Source organism: Microbacterium sp. AC026, from assembly GCF_979258475.1.
Genome location: NZ_OZ409857.1, coordinates 24,668 through 44,068, shown reverse-complemented (window position 1 = coordinate 44,068; position 19,401 = coordinate 24,668). Strand labels below are relative to the sequence as shown.

General features: G+C 68.5%; 19 protein-coding genes and 2 pseudogenes. 2 read left to right on the top strand and 19 right to left on the bottom strand.

Annotation, left to right across the window (positions count from 1 at the left end; genetic code table 11):
* Positions 1–31: 31 nt before the first annotated feature.
* Genes ACZZ93_RS00225 through ACZZ93_RS00195 form a run of 7 tightly spaced genes read right to left on the bottom strand, consistent with a single transcriptional unit; the run spans position 32 to position 4,509 of the window.
* Complete coding sequence (locus ACZZ93_RS00225; RefSeq protein WP_233277335.1) at positions 32–511, bottom strand: hypothetical protein; 480 nt, start codon at positions 509–511, stop codon at positions 32–34.
* Positions 512–558: 47 nt separating this feature from the next.
* Complete coding sequence (locus ACZZ93_RS00220) at positions 559–1,365, bottom strand: DUF58 domain-containing protein (protein ID WP_463510243.1); 807 nt, start codon at positions 1,363–1,365, stop codon at positions 559–561.
* On the bottom strand, positions 1,314–1,772 hold the full coding sequence (locus ACZZ93_RS00215; protein WP_463510242.1) for a hypothetical protein: 459 nt from the start codon (positions 1,770–1,772) through the stop codon (positions 1,314–1,316). Before ACZZ93_RS00215 ends, ACZZ93_RS00220 begins: the two co-directional genes overlap by 52 nt.
* 41 nt (positions 1,773–1,813) lie before the next feature.
* Positions 1,814–2,779, bottom strand: coding sequence for an AAA family ATPase (locus ACZZ93_RS00210; RefSeq protein WP_463510241.1), 966 nt, complete (start codon positions 2,777–2,779; stop codon positions 1,814–1,816).
* A 10-nt stretch (positions 2,780–2,789) separates the two neighbouring features.
* Positions 2,790–3,317 (bottom strand): hypothetical protein, encoded by a 528-nt coding sequence (locus tag ACZZ93_RS00205; RefSeq protein ID WP_463510240.1) that lies wholly within the window; start codon positions 3,315–3,317, stop codon positions 2,790–2,792.
* Positions 3,314–4,045, bottom strand: a complete 732-nt coding sequence (locus tag ACZZ93_RS00200) for a DUF4129 domain-containing protein (protein ID WP_463510239.1) — start codon at positions 4,043–4,045, stop codon at positions 3,314–3,316. The genes ACZZ93_RS00205 and ACZZ93_RS00200 overlap by 4 nt, the downstream gene beginning before the upstream one ends.
* A gap of 20 nt (positions 4,046–4,065) precedes the next feature.
* Positions 4,066–4,509, bottom strand: a complete 444-nt coding sequence (locus ACZZ93_RS00195; RefSeq protein WP_053096674.1) for a MarR family winged helix-turn-helix transcriptional regulator — start codon at positions 4,507–4,509, stop codon at positions 4,066–4,068.
* A gap of 45 nt (positions 4,510–4,554) precedes the next feature.
* Between ACZZ93_RS00195 and ACZZ93_RS00190 the strand changes: the two genes are divergently transcribed.
* Complete coding sequence (locus ACZZ93_RS00190) at positions 4,555–4,797, top strand: hypothetical protein (protein ID WP_053096676.1); 243 nt, start codon at positions 4,555–4,557, stop codon at positions 4,795–4,797.
* A 59-nt stretch (positions 4,798–4,856) separates the two neighbouring features.
* Here the strand turns inward: ACZZ93_RS00190 and ACZZ93_RS00185 are convergent, their stop codons facing one another.
* The 12 genes and pseudogenes from ACZZ93_RS00185 to rpsA form a co-directional block, all read right to left on the bottom strand.
* Positions 4,857–5,189: a TfoX/Sxy family protein gene (locus ACZZ93_RS00185; protein WP_463510238.1), complete on the bottom strand. Its 333-nt coding sequence runs from the start codon at positions 5,187–5,189 to the stop codon at positions 4,857–4,859.
* A gap of 19 nt (positions 5,190–5,208) precedes the next feature.
* On the bottom strand, positions 5,209–7,281 hold the full coding sequence (gene uvrB / locus ACZZ93_RS00180; RefSeq protein ID WP_053096678.1) for an excinuclease ABC subunit UvrB: 2,073 nt from the start codon (positions 7,279–7,281) through the stop codon (positions 5,209–5,211).
* A 65-nt stretch (positions 7,282–7,346) separates the two neighbouring features.
* On the bottom strand, positions 7,347–8,132 hold the full coding sequence (locus ACZZ93_RS00175; RefSeq protein ID WP_400341154.1) for a GNAT family N-acetyltransferase: 786 nt from the start codon (positions 8,130–8,132) through the stop codon (positions 7,347–7,349).
* A gap of 67 nt (positions 8,133–8,199) precedes the next feature.
* A complete protein-coding gene (locus tag ACZZ93_RS00170; RefSeq protein ID WP_463510237.1) occupies positions 8,200–9,411 on the bottom strand; it encodes an MFS transporter in 1,212 nt (403 codons plus the stop codon).
* A complete protein-coding gene (gene coaE, locus ACZZ93_RS00165; protein WP_072591439.1) occupies positions 9,408–10,007 on the bottom strand; it encodes a dephospho-CoA kinase in 600 nt (199 codons plus the stop codon). The genes ACZZ93_RS00170 and coaE overlap by 4 nt, the downstream gene beginning before the upstream one ends.
* 32 nt (positions 10,008–10,039) lie before the next feature.
* Positions 10,040–10,624: a CoA-binding protein gene (locus ACZZ93_RS00160; RefSeq protein WP_083569349.1), complete on the bottom strand. Its 585-nt coding sequence runs from the start codon at positions 10,622–10,624 to the stop codon at positions 10,040–10,042.
* Complete coding sequence (locus ACZZ93_RS00155; RefSeq protein WP_056278941.1) at positions 10,621–11,925, bottom strand: O-acetylhomoserine aminocarboxypropyltransferase/cysteine synthase family protein; 1,305 nt, start codon at positions 11,923–11,925, stop codon at positions 10,621–10,623. Before ACZZ93_RS00155 ends, ACZZ93_RS00160 begins: the two co-directional genes overlap by 4 nt.
* Positions 11,922–13,922: an acetate--CoA ligase gene (acs, locus tag ACZZ93_RS00150; RefSeq protein ID WP_463510236.1), complete on the bottom strand. Its 2,001-nt coding sequence runs from the start codon at positions 13,920–13,922 to the stop codon at positions 11,922–11,924. Before acs ends, ACZZ93_RS00155 begins: the two co-directional genes overlap by 4 nt.
* 2 nt (positions 13,923–13,924) lie before the next feature.
* Positions 13,925–14,733 (bottom strand): annotated as a pseudogene (locus ACZZ93_RS00145) (ABC transporter permease).
* A 47-nt stretch (positions 14,734–14,780) separates the two neighbouring features.
* Positions 14,781–15,826 (bottom strand): annotated as a pseudogene (locus ACZZ93_RS00140) (aliphatic sulfonate ABC transporter substrate-binding protein).
* Complete coding sequence (locus tag ACZZ93_RS00135) at positions 15,823–16,674, bottom strand: ABC transporter ATP-binding protein (protein ID WP_053096690.1); 852 nt, start codon at positions 16,672–16,674, stop codon at positions 15,823–15,825. Before ACZZ93_RS00135 ends, ACZZ93_RS00140 begins: the two are co-directional and overlap by 4 nt.
* 133 nt (positions 16,675–16,807) lie before the next feature.
* A complete protein-coding gene (gene rpsA, locus ACZZ93_RS00130) occupies positions 16,808–18,262 on the bottom strand; it encodes a 30S ribosomal protein S1 (RefSeq protein WP_053096692.1) in 1,455 nt (484 codons plus the stop codon).
* A gap of 203 nt (positions 18,263–18,465) precedes the next feature.
* On the opposite strand from rpsA, the gene ACZZ93_RS00125 reads away from it, so the two are divergent.
* Positions 18,466–19,401: a 5'-3' exonuclease gene (locus tag ACZZ93_RS00125; RefSeq protein WP_056278945.1), complete on the top strand. Its 936-nt coding sequence runs from the start codon at positions 18,466–18,468 to the stop codon at positions 19,399–19,401.

The window sequence follows — 19,401 nt, the reverse complement described above, 5'->3', positions numbered from 1 at the left end:
ATTGGCTCCGTGAGGGCTCACAGGGAAGCGATCAGTGCTCTCGAGTACCGCGGTTCGCCCGCGTGAGCAGGGTCGCGACGAGTGCGACCACGGCTCCGGCCCCGGCGACAGCGGCCCAGGGCACTGTCGGCAGCGACGCGGGGGTGTCGATGCGCATGACCACCATGACGGCCACGGTGATCGGCTGGGCGATCACCTGCACGACGATCAGCCTCACCAGGCTCGGACGGAGGGCGGTCACGATCACGCGGGAGCCGGCCGGGATCACGAGGGAGAGCGACATGAGGACATGGATCACCTGCACCGCGAGCACAGCGATCATCGCGCGCCCGACGTCGGGCTCCGAGATCAGCATCCCGATCACGAGGCATCCGATCGACCCCCAGGCCGCGAAAGTCTGCGGAAGAGCGGCGGCGATGATCGCCAGGACGACTGCCGCCACCTGCCATCCGAGCAACGGGCACAGCATCGCAGCACCCGCGGCGACGGCGACGACGAGCGCGCCCCTCACGACGAGTCCCGGGACGGAAGGACCCGTCCGTAGCGTGTCGTTCGCTCTCATCGCCTGGCCCTCGCGATCGCACGCATCGCCGAGGACGGGTCCGAGGCCCACGAGACCACGTCGACTCCGGCGCCGTGGAGATCCGCGAACACGTTCCCCCTCTCTGCGAGCACGGTGCGCAAGCCGATCAGCTGCGCACGGGTGAGCCGAGCACGGTCGAGCGGAGGGAGGACATCGACGGCGACGACTCTGTGGCCGCTGGCCCTCCACATCAGCGCGGTCCGAGCGGCGGCGCCCTCGAAGAAGGTCGACAGCACGAAGACCACCGAGCCGTGCGGCACGGGAGGAGTGCGACGGAAAGTCGCGTCGTCTCTCGCCTGGCCCGTCGCGGCGATGGCCGCCACGACCCGTGCCAGGTGCCTCGAGCCGCCGCCGCTCCTCAACGACCGGCCGCCGTGCACGAGCACGTGAAGTGCGACGCGGTCGCCCTCGCCTATGGCCGAGTCGGCGATGGCTCGCGCAGCCTCCCTCGCGAGGTCGAGGGAGGTCACGCCGCTGCGTTCGCGGTCGCCGCTCCCCCACGAGGCGACGACCTCACCCAGATCCTCAGACGTGTCCATGGCGACCACGACCGACGAGTCGCTGAGCGTATTGGTCCGACGGACCAGCAGATCGCCTGGCCGGCGGGACATCCGCGCCGTCGCCCGCCAGTCCACGCGGCGGAGTTCGTCGCCGGGCGCGAAGGGGTGGATGTCCCGGAAGTCGCCGCCCTGACCAGCCCGGCGCCCCTCGTGCGCGCCGTGCGACCCCGTCAGTCGTCGCGGCAGCGGGAGCGCGTCGAGTGATCGGCGGGGCGGGGCCACCTGACGCCTGATGGCGGCGAGGTCCGACGTCGACGAGAGCGCCGCTCCCTCGAAGGAGAACCCCTCGCTGCCGCCTGGACCGGGATCGTCGGACCGGAGTGCAGGACCTTGCTCCGCGCAGTGAATGTGAAGCCACCGCCGGGCACGATCACGCGTCTGCTGCGACGCTCCGACTGCACGACCACCACCTCGACGGCATCCGCATCGCTGTCCACCGCGATCGATGTGAGCAGCTCGCCATCGCGCCCGGGCACCGGGTCGATCGCGATCTTCGCCACCGCGCCGGATGTGCCCCGCGCGATCGCGAGACCGCTCCAGATGGCCAGAGGAAGCCCCATCGCCACCACGTCGGGTCTTCCCGCGAGAAGGCCGACCGCGGCGAGCAGGGCAGCGCCTCCGATCGCCACGGACAACACAGGACCGCGACGCCCCGCGTCGGGCCCGTCCGTCATCCGAGCACTCCGACGGTCGGCGGAACAGCAACCTGTCCGACGACCGAGCGCACCACATCGGATGCCGACGCGCCCTGAGCCCACGCCTGGGGTGTGAGCGTGAGACGATGCGCCAGCACGGGCACGGCGATCCGCTTGATGTCGTCCGGACGGACGAAGTCGCGGCCAGCCAGAGCCGCGAGCGCTCGTCCCAGCAGCAGCAGCCCCAGAGAACCGCGCGGCGACGCACCGACCTCGACGTTGGCCGCGGTCCGGGTGGCGCGTGCGATCTCGACGCAGTAGCGCGAGATGTCCGGGTCGACGTGGATGGCCTCGACGGCCTCCTGCAGGGAGATGAGCTGAGCGGCGTCGATGACCGGAGCGATGTGAGCAGCCTCCTGGCGCCTGCTCACGCGGTTCTCCAGGATGCGGGCCTCGCTCTCCGCCGCCGGATAGCCGACGGACAGCCGCACCATGAACCTGTCGAGCTGTGCCTCGGGCAGCGCGTACGTGCCCTCGTACTCGATCGGATTCGACGTCGCGATCACATGGAACGGCGCGGGCAGGGCGAAGCTGTTGCCCTCGACGGTCACCTGACGCTCCGCCATCGCCTCGAGCATCGCCGACTGCGTCTTCGGCGTGGTCCTGTTGATCTCGTCGGCGAGCAGCAGTCCGGTGAAGATCGGCCCCGGCCGGAAGACGAAGTCCCCCGAGTCCGGAGCGTAGACGTACGACCCCGTGACATCGCCGGGGAGCATGTCCGGAGTGCACTGCAAGCGCCGGAACGACAGCCCCAGCGCCGAGGCGAGGCTGCGCGCGGCGAGCGTCTTCCCCAGGCCCGGCACATCCTCGAACAGCACGTGACCGCCGGCGAGGATTGAGGCCAGAGCGATCTCGACCGGGTCGTCCATGCCCACGACGACTGTTCGCACGGCGGCCAGGATCCGGGCTCCGGTGGCGGCGATCTCTGCGGGGCTCGTCATGGCATCTCCTTCATCGACGCGGCGGTGAGGGCCGCCCGTGGTCGGGGGTCGGTACGTGCAACCGGGGTGACGGTTCGTCCGGCGAGGTGGGATCCAGTCGATCGATCGCGTCCAGCGCCCTCTCGACGTCGACGATCGTCGTCTCCGGTCCCGTCAGGCGCTCCCAGACTCCCGGGTCGATCAGCCGCGGGAGTCGGTCGCGGTGGGCAGGGTCATCCGGATCCACTCCGTGGCGCATCAGCCGCTGACGCAGGATCACCCCGACACGGCGCGTGATCTGCGCTCCCGCGATGCCGGTGTGTGTGTTCAGTGCCCACGCCATGCGGGAGATCTCGGTAGGTCGTCGATCCGGCTCCACGTCTATGCGCGGCGCGTCGAACCCCGGCTCGAGTGGCATCGCGAGCTGCGCGAGCAGACCGACCGCACCGATCAGGAGACCCCATGCGATCACGAACGGCCAGGTGAAGCCGAAGCCGAGGAGCGCCAGAGCGACGAGGACCGCCGCCCCCGCTGCGACCAGCGTTCTGCGGATAGTCACCGCCACACCTCCTCGATCCGTCGCAGGGCCTCTCTCGCCGAGGCCCGGTCACCCTCGTCGGCCGACCCGGCTCCGAACCGGACGCTCTCGTAGAGACGCAGCAGCGACGCGGCGTCCCCGGCCACCCCGGGCCGCAGAGTGATGATCCGCACCACGAACTCGCCGGGAGTCTCGGTCGCCGCTCGCTTCACCCCTGCGTCTGCGGCACTCTCTTCGAGCCCGATCCACGCGGCGACGATGGCATCCGACGCTCGGGCGCGCTCGTCGATCCGCATGAGCGCCCCGGCGATCCCGCGCTGCATCACAGCGACGGCGATCTCGGGTTCCGGCGCCGAGGTGAGGTGATCGACCTCGGATGCGACCGCGGCCGCGTCACGGCGGCCCAGCGGGCGATCCCGCCACGCTCGCAGCAGGGCTCTCGCGGCGATCACGAGGAGCGCGATGAGCCCCGCAGCGACCAGCGCCATGAGGATCACGGCGAGCGTCTGAACGACCGCGGCGGCGGTGGAGTCGATCTCCATCGGCTCGGGAACCCCGGTGGCACCCGGATCACTGGACGGCAGCGGCTCCGCTGTCCCCTGAGGAATCGGCGCGGCGGGGCGGAACGTCGGCGCGCCCTGGATCGCCGCAGCGATCATGGCCACGACGAAGAGTCCCACGACGAGAGTCGAGAGGACCATGCGATCGACGCTCCGGCGCGCAAGACGCGTCTGGGGTTCGCTCGGCATGCCCACACCCTACGGTGCGGTCACTCCATGGCGGGGCGGCGACCCGCGAATGCCGACAACCCGTCGCGCAGTGTGGCTACCTGCTCGAGATCCATCCCCACGGCGGCCATCACCTGTCGAGGAACGTCGAGAGCGCGATCTCGCAGAGCTCGACCCGTGTCCGTGAGGGTGATGTCGAGACGGCGCTCGTCCTCGACGCTGCGCTGTCTGGCGACCAGCCCATCGGCTTCCAGACGCTTCACCAGGGGAGACGCCGTCGCCGGCTCGAGAGCGAGGTCAGCCGCAAGATCGTTCAAGGGACGCGGAGCACGCTCCCAGAGCGCCAGCATCACGAGATACTGCGGATGCGTGAGCCCGAGCGGCTCGAGGATCGGCCGGTAGATCGCCACGACGTTGCGCGCTGCGGTCACCAGGGCGAAGCAGAGCTGATTGTCGAGTTTGAGCAGGTCGTCCGATGCGGTCACGGCTTCGAATATACATTGACCCTAATAGTTAGTACACTAAGCAACATGGCCAGTTCTGACGATCGACCTCCGCTCCGCACTCGGATTCGCGAGGCCGGAGGACTGTACGCGTGGATCAACTCGAATCTGATCCGCTTCGCGGGCCCCGCCTCCGTCGGCCCCTACGAGAAGACTCCCCCGCCGAGCCCGTCCGAGCGGGCAGAGCGCGCCTGCCCGTTGTGCGGTGCACCGATGAGCGAGCACGAGATCGACCGTTCAGGTCCGAAGACCCTCGTTCACTGCCCCTGACAGGGGATCTCACCCGTCGGCTGAGACTCGTTCTCGCGCGTCAGCTGAGACTCTCGCTCTCAGTCGTCGCGCTGCGCGTCTTGGCGTGCGACGTCGAGCCACGAGGCGAGATCATCGTCGTCGACGAGCACGCTCGGCGACACATCGAGCCAGCTGGTGCCCATCGTCCGCGCGCCCATGACCGGGACCGCCACCCCGGGGCGGGTGATCAGCGAGTCACCGTGCTCGCCATCGACCCGGACGAGCAGAACCCCGCCCGCGCGCGCTCCGACGAGGATGTGCCCATCGAGGAGGAAGGCGCGCGTGCCGAACATGCGCTTCTCCTCGACGTCCTCATCGAGTGTGAGGAGCGCTCGCACTCGATCGGCGAGCTCCTCGCCCGCTGCATCCATCCTGGTGCCTCCGAGCTTCTCAGGCGTGGCCGGCCTTCTCCATCGCGCGCAGTTCCTTCTTCATGTCCTGCACCTCGTCGCGCAACCGCCCGGCGAGCTCGAACTTGAGCTCGGCGGCAGCCGCGAGCATCTGATCCGAGAGGTCCTGGATCACCGCTTCGAGCTGCTGAGCTCCTTCTGCGGCGATGCCGGTGCGCCGCAGGTTCGGCGTCGGCGACTTGCCCTTGCCGGTCGCTCTCCCGCGCCCGGACATCATCTCAGCGGTGTCGGCGCCCTCACGCGCGAGCACCTCGGTGATGTCGGCGATCCGTTTACGCAGCGGCTGAGGGTCGATACCGTTCTCGAGGTTGTACGCGACCTGCTTCTCGCGGCGGCGATCGGTCTCTTCGATCGCCTTCGCCATCGAGTCGGTGATCTTGTCGGCGTACATGTGCACCTCGCCGGAGACGTTTCGCGCCGCGCGACCGATCGTCTGGATGAGCGAGGTGCCTGACCGGAGGAAGCCTTCCTTGTCGGCGTCGAGGATCGCGACGAGGGACACCTCAGGCAGGTCGAGCCCCTCTCGGAGCAGGTTGATTCCCACGAGGACGTCGTACACCCCGGCACGCAGTTCACTGAGCAGCTCGACCCGTCGCAGAGTGTCCACGTCCGAGTGCAGGTATCGCACGCGTACGCCGTGCTCGCCGAGGAAGTCCGTGAGCTCCTCGGACATCTTCTTCGTGAGTGTCGTGACGAGCACACGCTCGTCGCGTTCGACCCGAAGCCGGATCTCCTCGAGGAGGTCGTCGATCTGCCCCTTCGACGGCTTCACGATGATGTGCGGGTCGACGAGTCCGGTCGGGCGGATGATCTGCTCGACCACGCCGTCGGCGATCCCCATCTCGTACTTGCCCGGTGTCGCAGAGAGATAGACGGTCTGTCCGATTCGGTTCTTGAACTCGTCCCAGCGCAGCGGCCGGTTGTCCATCGCGCTCGGAAGCCGGAAGCCGTGCTCGACGAGCGTGCGCTTGCGAGAGGCGTCGCCCTCGTACATCGCACCGATCTGCGGCACCGTCACGTGCGACTCGTCGATCACGAGCATGAAATCGTCAGGGAAGAAGTCGAGCAGCGTGTGCGGCGGCTCGCCCGGCTGGCGCCCGTCCATGTGCCGGGAGTAGTTCTCGATGCCCGAGCAGAACCCGAGCTGCTGCAGCATCTCGAGGTCGAACGTGGTGCGCATCCTCAGGCGCTGGGCCTCGAGGAGCTTTCCCTGACGCTCGAACTCCTTGAGCCGCTCTTCGAGCTCGTGCTCGATCGTGCCGATGGAGCGCTGGATCACGTCGGTGCCGGCGACGTAGTGCGAGGCGGGGAAGATCGGCACGGAGTCGAGCTTCTCGATCACCTCTCCGGTGAGCGGATGCAGCGAATAGAGCGCTTCGATCTCATCGCCGAACAGCTCGATGCGGATCGCGTGCTCCTCGTATACGGGGATGATCTCGATGGTGTCTCCCCGCACGCGGAAGTTGCCTCGGGAGAAGTCGACGTCATTCCGGTTGTACTGCATCGAGATGAACTGTCGGATCAGCGCGTCCCGGTCGTAGCGCTCCCCCACCTGGAGCGCGACCATCGCCCGGAGGTACTCCTCCGGCGCACCGAGACCGTAGATGCAGGAGACCGTCGAGACCACGATCACATCCCGACGGCTCAGCAGCGAGTTGGTCGTCGAGTGGCGGAGACGCTCGACCTCGGAGTTGATCGACGAGTCCTTCTCGATGAAGGTGTCCGTCTGCGGGACGTACGCCTCCGGCTGGTAGTAGTCGTAGTAGGAGACGAAGTACTCGACGGCGTTGTTCGGCATCAGCTCGCGGAACTCGTTGGCGAGCTGCGCGGCGAGAGTCTTGTTGTGCGCGAGGACGAGCGTCGGGCGCTGCACCTGCTCGACCAGCCAGGCGGTCGTCGCGGACTTTCCGGTACCCGTGGCACCGAGCAGGACGATGTCTGTCTCGCCGGCATTGATGCGCGACGCGAGCTCGGCGATGGCCTTCGGCTGGTCGCCGGCGGGCGCGTATTCGCTGATGACCTCGAAAGGACGGACGCTGCGCGTGGTTTGCATACCTCCAGCGTATGCCGGGCCACCGACATCGGGGCCACGAGAGCCCCCAGCGGAATCTCTGCCCGTCAGTCAGTCGACCGCGTCCACACGTAGGGAGTGGTGGTCGTGACCGTGACGAGCCCGGCCCGCTCGAGGATCGGCCGCGAGAACTCCGTGGAATCCGAGTGCAGATACACCTTGCCGAGGGCGAGGGCGGATCGCGCCCGCTGGGCCGTCAGAGCCCGATAGACGCCGCGGCCCCGCCACTCGGGCAGCGTCGCACCTCCCCACAGACCGGCGAATCGCGTGCCCGTGACCGGTTCGAGCCGTCCAGCGCTGATCACCTCGTCTCCGGCGACGGCGGTCCACAGCTCCACCGTGTCGTCCTCGCGGATGCGCTGCAGCGTCGTCTCCACCCGCACCCGCCACCGGGGATCGCCGAACACCCTGCCCTGCATCTCCTCCATCGCGAACACCTCGGTCTCCGTTCGCGCGCGCCGAAGCTCGACTCCGGCGGGGAGCGACACCGGCTGGGCGAGCAGCTCCGCCTCGCCGATCATCACCGACTCCGTCTCCTCCGGCACGAAGCCTCGTCTTTCGAGAGTCCCGCCGAGCCCCGGTGCCCGGTCATGCCCGCGCGTCTTCCACTCGATCGAGTCGATCTCGCTCCGCCTCCCGAAGTGCGCGAGCGCGGCATCGACGAGCGTCTCGATGCCGCCCTGATCGACCCCGCCGAGATCGGCGTAGGACACGAACCCGCGCCCGCCCGGAAAGGCGGCGAGACGCAGCGGTCCGCGCGTCGCCACATCGAGGGCATGCACCACTTCCGCATCCGTGCGCAGCTCGTGGTCGTACGCTGCAAGATGCCTCATGCGCATGGTGCTGGTCCTTCGGGTCGGTCGCGCCGGCGAGCGGCTGCGCGGCGGTGCCGCCTCGCGATCATCTGCGTCCTGTCGGCGACGACCGGAGCGCGCGCGCCGCGAGTGCCGCCGACACCGCGCACATCGTGATGATCGCGCCCACGAACCACGCCCAGTCCGCCCTGCCGAACACGATGCCCAGCGCCCATCCGAACAGGCTCGAGCCCGCGTAGTAGCCGAAGTAGTAGAGCGACGATGCCTGCGCACGACTGTCCGGCGTGGCAGCGGCCGGAGCCCACCCCGACGCAACCGCATGTGCGCCGAAGAAGCCGCCCGTGAAGAGCAGCAGCCCGAGGACCACCGGCAGCGCGGCCTGGCTGAGCATGGCGAGCGCTCCGATCCCCATCACCGCGATCGAGCACAGCAGCACCGGGTACCGACCGAAGCGAGATGCGAGAGCACCGGCGGTCGGTGACGAGACGGTGCCCGCGAGGTAGGCGAGGAAGAGCAGGGTCACCAGCCAGCTCGGAAGAGAGAACGGCGCGTCGATGAGGTGGAATCCGAGGTAGTTGTACACCGCGACGAACGCTCCCATGAGGAGGAAGCCCTGCGCGTAGAGGGCGAGTTGCGGTGCGGAGCGCATCGGCGACACGAGACGCGCGAGCATCCCGCTTGTCGCACCCTGGCGAAGCCGACCGGGCACGAACCCCCGGGCCTTCGGCGTCAGCCAGAGGAAGAGAGCGGCCGCCATCGCGCAGACACCGGCCACGACCCAGATTCCCGCACGCCACCCCCACTGCTCTCCCGCCAATCCGGACACGACGCGACCGAGCAGACCACCCACGGTCGTCCCGGCGATGTAGCTCCCCGCGGCCGCCGCGGCATGACGCGCACTCACCTCCTCGCTGAGGTACGCGAGCGCTACGGCCGGCACGGCGCCCAGCGCGATGCCCTCGAGCAGGCGCAGCGCCAGCAGCATCTCCATGCCGGTGCTGAGCGGAGCGACCAGACCCAGAACGGTAGCGGCGAGGATGCCGGTCCCCATCGCCGGCACTCGGCCGATGCGATCCGCGACCATCGACCACGGGATCACCGCCGCCGCGAGACCCAGCGTCGCGGCCGATACAGCGAGTGCCGCGGTGGCAGGCGTGATCCCGAGATCGGACGAGAGCTGCGGCAGAACGGCCTGCGGCGAATAGAGCTGGGCGAATGTCGCGATGCCGGCGAAGAAGAGCCCGACGATGAGACGCCGATAGGCAGGGGATCCGGGTGCGTGACCGGTGAAGGTCACGACGAGCGGATCCGCTTCCACAGGGCATCGGTCTGCAGCATCGTCTGCTCCAGGGATCCGGATGTGTCGACGACCTCATCGGCGATCGCCAGCCGACGCTCGTCCGAGACCTGCGCATCGATCCGCTCCTGCGCAGCCTGTTCCGCCATGCCGCGCAATTCCACGAGCCTCCGTCTGCGCTCCTGGGCAGGCGCATGGGCGACGACGATCAGGTCCCAGGGGTCATCGACGCGCGCCTCGACCAGAAGGGGCACGTCGTACACGACCACACCGCCCGGTTCGGCGGCCGCTGCCGCCTCGAATCGTCGCTGCGACTCGGCACGGACGGCCGGATGCACGATCGCGTTCAGTCGTGCCAGCTGCTCCGGATCGGCGAAGACCTTGGCCCCCAGGGCGGCGCGGTCGAGTGCGCCGTCCGCCGAGATGACGTCCGCGCCGAAGGCATCCTCGATCCGTGCCAGAACCTCGGAGCCGGGCGACTGCACGTCGCGGACGATCTGATCGGCGTCGACGACCACCGCGCCGAGCTCTGCGAGTCGTCGTGCGATGGTCGACTTGCCCGAGGCGATGCCGCCGGTGAGCGCGATGAGAGGCATCTCGCCAGTCTAAACGGGGCTGAGATCGCGGATCAGCGGGCCAGCAGCTGCCGTCGCGAGCTGATGACGCCGGTGTCGAAACCGGCCAGGTGGAGGCCTCCGTGGAACCGGGCGTGCTCGATCTTGATGCACCGATCCATCACCACGGAGAGCCCCGCGCCCTCGGCGATCGCCGCGGCATCCTCGTTCCACGATCCCAGCTGCAGCCACAGGGTCTGCGCCCCGGCTTCGATCGCCTCCTGGGCGACGCCGGGCAGGTCGTCATGGCGGCGGAAGACGTCGACGACGTCCGGGACCACCGGCAGGTCGGACAGCGAGGCGTAGACCGGCTGACCGAGGATCTCCGATTCCCGCGGGTTGACGAGATAGACGTCGTATGCGGTGCTGGAGAGCAGGTACGTCGCGACGAAATACGAGGCGCGCGCGGGATTGTTCGACGCGCCGACGATGGCGACCGACTTCGCGCGTCGCAGTATGCCGAAGCGCTGCTGCTGGCTGGGACCCTCCCAGGTCCGATCCGGGTGCGCCGGCGCGGATGCGGGCAGGGCGCAGGCCACAGAATCCTGGGCGGTTGGCAGCGCGCAGGCGTCGGCGCCGGTGGTCTCGATTCCGCTCATCGAGTGGCTCCTGTCGCTGTCGTGAGGGCCTGGTCAAGATCCCAGATGATGTCTTCTGCGTCCTCGAGGCCCACCGAGATGCGGATGAGGTCCGGTCGCACGCCCGCCGCGACGAGCTGCGATTCCGTGAGCTGACGGTGGGTCGTCGATGCCGGGTGGATGACGAGCGTGCGCGCGTCCCCGATGTTCGCGAGGTGCGATGCCAGCTGAAGATTCTCGATGAGCGTCTCGCCCGCCGAGCGACCGTCGTCGGCCTTGACCCCGAACGCGAACACCGAACCAGGACCGAGCGGCAGATACTTCGCTGCGCGCTCGTGGTGCGGGTGATGCTCGAGACCCGCCCACGTCACATACTCGACCCGGGGGTCGGAGTCGAGCCATTCGGCCACGATCCGCGCGTTCGCAAGGTGCGCATCGATCCGCTGCGGCAGCGTCTCGACTCCCTGAAGGAGGTTGAACGCCGACTGCGCGCTCAGCGCCGGGCCGATGTCACGCAGCTGCTCGGTGCGGAGCTTGGTGAGGAAGCCGTACTCGCCGAAGTTGTCCCACCACTTGATGCCGCCGTACGACTCGACCGGCTCTGTCATCTGCGGGAAGCGGCCGTTGCCCCAGTCGAAGGTGCCCTTCTCGATGACGACGCCGCCGAGCGTCGTCCCGTGTCCGCCCAGGAACTTGGTGACCGAATGGATGACGATGTCCGCGCCGTGCTCCAGAGGGCGCGCGAGGTACGGGGTGGCGAGCGTGGCGTCCACGACCAGCGGCACACCTGCGGCATGAGCGACCTCGGCCAGCCCCTCGATGTCGGCGATCTCACCCGAGGGATTGCCGATCATCTCCACGTAGACGACCTTGGTCTCCGGACGGATGGCGGCGGCGTAGTCGGCGGGATCGGTCGACGCGACGAACGTCGTCTCCACGCCGAAACGACGCAGGGTCACGTCGAGCTGGGTCACCGTGCCCCCGTACAGCTGCGCCGCGGCGACCACATGGTCGCCCGCTCCGACGAGCGCCGCGAACGTGATGAACTCCGCGCTCATCCCCGAGGCGGTCGCGACCGCACCGATGCCGCCCTCGAGCGAGGCCAGACGTTCCTCGAGCGCGGCGACGGTGGGGTTGCCGATGCGCGAGTAGATGTTCCCGTACTTCTGCAGGGCGAAGAGGTTGCCGGCGTCCGCCGCGTCGTCGAACACGAACGACGTCGTCTGGTAGATCGGCACGGCCCTTGCGCCGGTCGCTGCGTCGGGAGTCCCGCCGGCATGCAGCGCCCTCGTGCGAAACCCGAAGCGATGTTCTTCCGTCATGATGTCCTCAGTTCAACGTTCTCGAGCACGGCGGCGATCTCGCCGACGGCCCACGGATTCTGCAGCGATGTCGTGTCTCCCAGCGGAGCCGGGGCTCGTCCCGAGCGACGATCCTGCTCGGCCTCCCACAGCTGGGCGAGAAGTCGGCGCATGATCTTTCCCGAGCGGGTCTTCGGCAGGTCGGCGACCACGACGATGTGCTTCGGCTTGGCGACAGGACCGATCGCAGCCGCCACCTGCGACCGCAGCGCGGCGACCGACACCTCGGATCGTCCGGAGGGAGTCACGAAGGCGACGACCGCCTGGCCTGTGATGGGGTCTGCGACGCCGGCCGTTCCCGCTTCGCCGACCGTCTCGTGCGCCACCAGCGCGGACTCGATCTCGATCGTGGACAGCCGGTGGCCCGACACGTTCACCACGTCATCGAGCCGCCCCAGGATCCAGATGTAGCCGTCGGCGTCTCTCGTCGCGCCGTCGCCCGCCACGTAGTAGCCGCCGTGTTCGCCGTGCCCGGCGTAGGCGGACCAGTATGCATCGCGGTAGCGCTGAGGGTCGCCCCACACCGTCCTCGCCATACCCGGCCACGGGCGGCGCACCACGAGGGTGCCCGACCGACCGGGAGCGACCTCGTGGCCGTCCGCGTCGACGACCGTCGCATCGATGCCGGGCAGCGGCACGGACGCGGACCCCGGCTTGAGGGTCGTGACTCCGGGCAGCGGCGCGATCATCGCCGCCCCGGTCTCGGATTGCCACCAGGTGTCGATGACCGGCAGCTCATCGCGCCCGAAGTTCCGGCGGAACCAGATCCAGGCCTCCGGATTGATCGCCTCGCCGACGGTCCCGAGCAGACGGAGGGTCGAGAGATCGTGACCCGACGGGAGTTCGGGCCCGAACCAGGTCATGAAGGTGCGGATCAGCGTCGGCGCCGTGTAGTACACCGTCACGCCGTACCGCTCGATGATCTCGAGATGACGTTCGCGATCGGGGGTGTCCGGCGTTCCCTCGTAGATCACCTGGGTCAGCCCGTTGGAGAGAGGCCCGTAGATCTCGTAGGTGTGAGCGGTCACCCACGCGAGGTCCGCCGTGCACCAGTGCACGTCGTCGGGCTTCGCGTCGAAGTGCGCCCAGTGTGCCCAGCTCGCATGCGTCAGGTAGCCACCGGAGGTGTGCACGAGGCCCTTGGGCTTTCCGGTGGTCCCCGATGTGTAGATGATGAACAGCGGATGCTCGGAGTCGAACGCCTGCGCGATGTGGTCGGACGAGGCTGTGCCGACCGTGTCGTGCCACCAGACGTCTCTGCCGTCGGTCCACGGCACGTCCTGGCCGGTGCGCCGCAGGACCAGCACATGCTCGAGGTCCGGCAGATCCGCTGCGGCGATGTCGGCCGTCGACTTCACCTCGGTCGCGGTGCCGCGGCGGAACTGCCCGTCGCTCGTGACGAGCAGCTTGGCGCCGGTGTCGATCAGACGGAAGCGCACCGCTTCGGCCGAGAAGCCGCCGAACACCAGTGAGTGCACGGCGCCGATCCGTGCGCATGCGAGCGTGATCACGACCGTCTCGATCAGCACGGGCAGGTAGACGACCACCCGGTCGCCCGGTTCGATGCCGAGCGCGGTCAGCGCGTTCGCCGCCTGCGAGACGCGACGCTGGAGGTCCGCGTACGTGACCGAAGCCCTGTCCCCCGGCTCTCCTTCGAAGTGGAGGGCGATCTTGTCCCCGCGCCCGGCGTCGACATGACGGTCGACGCAGTTGTATGCCACGTTGAGGCGCCCGCCCACGAACCAGCGCGCCGCCGGGACGTCATCGCCCGCAGGCGGATCCCACTCGTGGGCCGTGTGCCAGTGCTCTGCCCAGTCGAGTCGGGACGCGGCCTGCTCCCAGAAGGCCGTGGGGTCCGCGGCGGCCCTCGCATACACCTCGTCGGCGACGTTCGCCTGAGCGGCGAACGCAGCAGGGGCCGGGTACGCACGGGTCTCGTGCAGGCGCGCCTCGGCCATCGTCACATCCACCGGCGGAGCAGGTACTTCTCGACCACCACGAGGATGGCATTGGTGATCGTGCCGAGCAGCGCCAGCAGGACGATCGAGAGGATGATCCGATCGACGCGGCCGCTGTTCTGCGAGTCGGTCAGCAGGAAGCCGAGTCCCATCGACGACGCGATCAGCTCGGCGGCGACGAGGAACAGCCACGCCTGCGCGAGCGCCAGCCGGAGCCCCGCGGCGACCGACGGCACGACGGCCGGCAGCTGCACCGTGCGGAAGAGAGACCATCCGCGAAGACTGAACGAGCGTCCCGCCTCTACCAGCTGCGGGTCGACGTGGCGGAGTGCGGACGCGACAGTCGTGTAGACCGGGAAGAAGGCGCCGATGGCGATCAGCGTCACCTTGGACTCCTCGCCGATCTGCATCCACAGGATCAGCAGCGGCACCCAGGCGAGCGACGGCACCGCTCGGATCGCGGAGAGCGTCGGACTGAGCAGCACGTCGCCGACCCGTGACAGACCGACGATGCCGGCCACCGCGAGTCCGATGACAGAACCGACCGCGAACCCGAGCAGGACCCGTTGCACCGAGATGGCGACGTGCGTCCACAGCGTGCCGCGCTCGGCCAGCTCGACCCCGCGGTGAAGACGGATGCCGGCGAAGGGAGCAGGTAGGGCGCGACGAGCCCGGTGGTCGTGACCAGCTGCCAGGCACCGACGATGATGAGCGGAAGCAACAGTCCGCCGACGAGACGCACGGCGGGTCGATCCCAGGCATGACGGGCACCGGCCTCGTCACGACGCCGGACTCCGCGCGCCGCGTCGATCGCGTCCTGTGCATCCGCGGGCACCACCACGCGCTGGTCGGGAGTGATCACTCGCCGCCGACCGCCTTCTCGGCGAAGGTAGCGTTGATGAGGGAGTCGAGAGCCTTCTCGACCGAAGCCTCGCCACCCTGGACATCTCCGGATTCGACCAGCACCGGCGCGATCTTCTCGAGCACGGCGATCTGCGCCTCACCGGGGATGCCGCTGACGTCGAGGTTCGACCGCTCCTCGATGACGGTCGTCGCGACCGCGGGGTCGATCCCTGCGACCTCGGCGAGCAGCGCCGCGGTCTCGTCGGGGTTCTCGAGGGCCCACTCGCGCGCCTGCTCGTATGCGTCGACGACCGCCTGCGCGAGGTCCGCGTGGTTCTCGATGAAGTCCTCGGTGGCGTTGAGGAAGCCGTAGGTGTTGAAGTCCACGTTGCGGTAGATGAGCTCATCGCCCGATTCCACCTCGGCCGCGGCCATGATGGGATCGAGGCCCGCCCAGGCGTCTACCGAGCCGCTGTCGAGAGCGGCACGGCCGTCGGCGTGCTGGAGGTTCTGGACCTCGACGTCGTCGACCGAGAGGCCTGCTTCCTCAAGAGACTGGAGCAGGAAGAAATAGGGGTCCGTTCCCTTCGTCGCCGCGACCGACTTGCCCGCGAGGTCCTCGACCGAGGTGATGTCGCTGTCGGGGCCGACGACGATCGCCGACCATTCGGGCTGCGAGAAGATGTCGATGACCTGGATCGGTGAGCCGTTCGATCGGGCGAACAGTGCCGCCGAGCCGGCCGTGGAGCCGACGTCGATCGAGCCGGAGCGCAGCAGCTCGTTCGCCTTGTTGGATCCCGCGGACTGCACCCACTCGACCTCGACGTCGTCGCCGAGGATCTCCTCGAGGATCCCCTGGTCGCGGATCACGAGGCTGAGCGGGTTGTAGGTCGCGAAGTCGATGGACAGAGTGTCCGCCGACCACTCCCCGAGGCTGCCGCGTCGTCGGACGACGAGTCCGAGGCGGTGGCGTTCTCACCGGCGACGCAGCCGGTGGCGACGAGCATCATCGTCCCTGCGATAGCGATCGCGGGGATGATTCGTCGGGTGATGGTGCTCATCGGGTCTCCTCGGTGGCGGTGCGGTGGTGGGTGTCCACGCCGAGTCCTTCGAGGAGCTCTGCGCGGAGGTCGGCGAGACCGCGATCGGCGCGGTCCCGGGGTCGGATGCCGGGGACGGTGATCGCGCGCACGATGGACGGCGCTTCCGTGTCGGCGTCGCCGAGCGTGCGCAACAGCAGCACACGATCGGCGAGATAGAGGGCTTCTTCGACATCGTGCGTGACGAGGAGGACGGTGGTCGGCTCAGCCGCATGGATCTTGAGGAGCAGATCGTGCATCCGCAGGCGGGTGAGCGCATCGAGCGCACCGAACGGCTCGTCGAGCAGCAGCACGCCAGGATTGCGAGCGAGGGCGCGTGCGAGCGAGGCGCGCTGCGCCATGCCACCCGACACTTCGCGTGGCCGCTGATCAGCGGCCTTCTCGAGGCCGACGAGCTCGATGAGCTCCCGAACACGTTCCCGGCCTTCGCGGCGCGCGGTGCCACGGGGCAGACCGAGTTCGATGTTCTGGGCGATGGTCCGCCATGGCAGCAGGCGGGGCTCCTGGAACGCGACGGCGGTGCGCTCGTCGACGTCGGCCACGCGCGTGTCCTGGATGCGGATGCTGCCGCCGGTCGGCGCATCCAGTCCCCCGACGAGCCGCAGCAACGTCGACTTGCCGCACCCGGAGGGACCGACGATGGCGACGATCTCACCGGCGGCGACGTCGACGTCGACCGCGCGGAGGACGTCGCGCCGGCCGCGGGAGAGCGTGAAGCTGCGCTCCACCCCCTGCAGGCGCACCGGCTGTGCGGTGCCGGCGATCGCCGACGCGCCGGCCGTCGAGGGCGCCGAGAGCAGAGAGGTCATGTCCCCATGCTGTCCAACCCGCCGGAATGTGACGAATGCGAGCGTAATGATCGGTCATGGAGATCCGAGGACGCGTCGAGACGCAGAACGGGCCGCCATCCCGAAGGATGACGGCCCGTTCAGAGCGTGATGCTTAAGCGTTGCCGCCCGAGAGCTTCTCGCGGAGAGCCGCGAGAGCCTCGTCATCCGCGAGCGTGCCCGCGCCTGCGGCCTCGCTCGAGAAGACCTGACCACCGAAGTCGTCGCCAGCGGCCGCCTCGGCCTCGGCTGCCTTGGCAACCTGAGCCTTGTGCGCCTCCCAGCGAGCCTGGGCTGCAGCGTACTCCTGCTCCCATGCCTCGCGCTGGGTGTCGAAGCCTTCCTTCCACGCACCGGTCTCGGGGTCGAAGCCCTCCGGGTACTTGTACTCGCCGGCCTCGTCGTACTCGGCGAGCATTCCGTAGAGCGCCGGGTCGAACTCGGTGCCGTTGACGTCGACTGCCTCGTTCGCCTGCTTCAGCGAGAGCGAGATGCGACGACGCTCGAGGTCGATGTCGATGACCTTGACGAAGACCTCTTCGCCGACCGACACGACCTGCTCGGCCAGCTCGACGTGCTTGCTGGAGAGCTCGGAGATGTGGACGAGGCCCTCGATGCCGTCTGCGACGCGAACGAACGCACCGAACGGAACGAGCTTGGTGACCTTACCCGGCGTGACCTGTCCGATCGCGTGGGTACGGGCGAAGACCTGCCACGGGTCCTCCTGCGTAGCCTTCAGCGACAGGGAGACGCGCTCGCGGTCGAGGTCGACCTCGAGGATCTCGACGGTGACCTCCTGGCCAACCTCGACGACCTCGGAGGCGTGCTCGATGTGCTTCCAGGACAGCTCGGAGACGTGCACGAGGCCGTCCACGCCGCCCAGGTCGACGAATGCACCGAAGTTGACGATCGACGACACGACACCCTTGCGGACCTGACCCTTGTGCAGGTTGTTCAGGAACGTGGTGCGCGACTCCGACTGCGTCTGCTCGAGCAGCGCACGGCGGCTGAGCACGACGTTGTTGCGGTTCTTGTCGAGCTCGAGGATCTTGGCCTCGATCTCCTGGCCGAGGTACGGCGTGAGGTCGCGGACGCGGCGCAGCTCGATGAGCGAGGCCGGCAGGAAGCCGCGGAGGCCGATGTCGACGATGAGTCCACCCTTGACGACCTCGATGACCGTACCGGTGACGACGCCGTCGTTCTCCTTGATCTTCTCGACGTCTCCCCAGGCACGCTCGTACTGAGCACGCTTCTTGGAGAGGATCAGACGGCCTTCCTTGTCCTCCTTCTGGAGAACCAGGGCCTCGACCTCGTCGCCGACCTTGACGACCTCGTTCGGGTCGACGTCGTGCTTGATCGAGAGCTCGCGCGAGGGGATGACGCCCTCGGTCTTGTATCCGACATCGAGGAGGACCTCATCGCGGTCGATCTTGACGATCGTGCCTTCGATGATGTCGCCGTCGTTGAAGAACTTCAGGGTCTTCTCGACCGCGGCCAGGAAGTCCTCAGCAGATCCGATGTCGTTGATGGCGACCTGCTTGGTGGCCGGGGCGGTCGTTGCGGTAGTCATGTAGTGGGTTGTCCTTGTGAATGGAGACTCGGGCTGAGGGCTCCGGCCGCGCACGGCCGATCATGAGCTCTGCAGCGATTGATTGGGTTCTGCCTCCCGGGCATGCATAGGCACGCCACGAGTGACAGTCAAGGTTATCAGATCCCGAGACGATATGACGGACTCGATACCATCCGCGTTCGGCGCGCTGACAGACTGTCTGCATGCCCCGCGCCGACAAGCTCCTCCTGCTCGACACCGCAAGCCTCTACTTCCGTGCGTTCTACGGGGTGCCCGACAAGGTCACGGCGCCGGATGGCTCCCCGATCAACGCCGCACGAGGACTCCTCGACATCATCGCGAAGCTGGTGACGCTGTACGAGCCGACCCATGTGGTCGCGTGCTGGGATGACGACTGGCGACCCCAGTGGCGAGTCGACCTGATCCCCAGCTACAAGGCGCACCGTGTCGTCGAGGTCGTGCCCGCGGGGCCCGACGTCGAGGAGGTCCCCGACCCCCTCGAGGCGCAGATCCCCCTCATCCGCGAGACTCTCGCCCTGCTCGGCATCCCGATCATCGGCGTCGCGGAGCACGAAGCGGACGACGTGATCGGCACGCTCGCGACGCACGCCACCATGCCGGTCGACATCGTCACGGGCGATAGAGACCTGTTCCAGCTCGTCGACGACGCGAGGAACGTGCGCGTCATCTATACCGCACGAGGCATGAGCAATCTCGAGATCGTCACGGATGCCGTGGTCGTCGCGAAGTACGGCGTGCTGCCGAGCCAGTACGCCGACTTCGCGACGATGCGCGGCGACGCATCGGACGGACTTCCCGGCGTGGCCGGCGTCGGCGAGAAGACCGCGGCCACGCTCCTGCAGGCCCATGGCGATCTCGCCGGCATCCGCGCGGCTGCCGAGGCGGGTGAGGGGATGAGCGCCGGGGTCCGGGCGAAGGTGCTCGCCGCCGCGACGTACCTCGAGGTCGCCCCCACCGTCGTCGCCGTCGCGACCGACCTCCCGATCACCTCGCCGAGCGACCCGCTGCGTCCGCTCGACCCGTCCGAGGCTGATGCTGCGACCGCACTGGCTGAGCGGTGGAACCTGGGCGGCTCGATGACCAGGGCCGTCGCCGCGATCGCGACGATCGACGCCTGA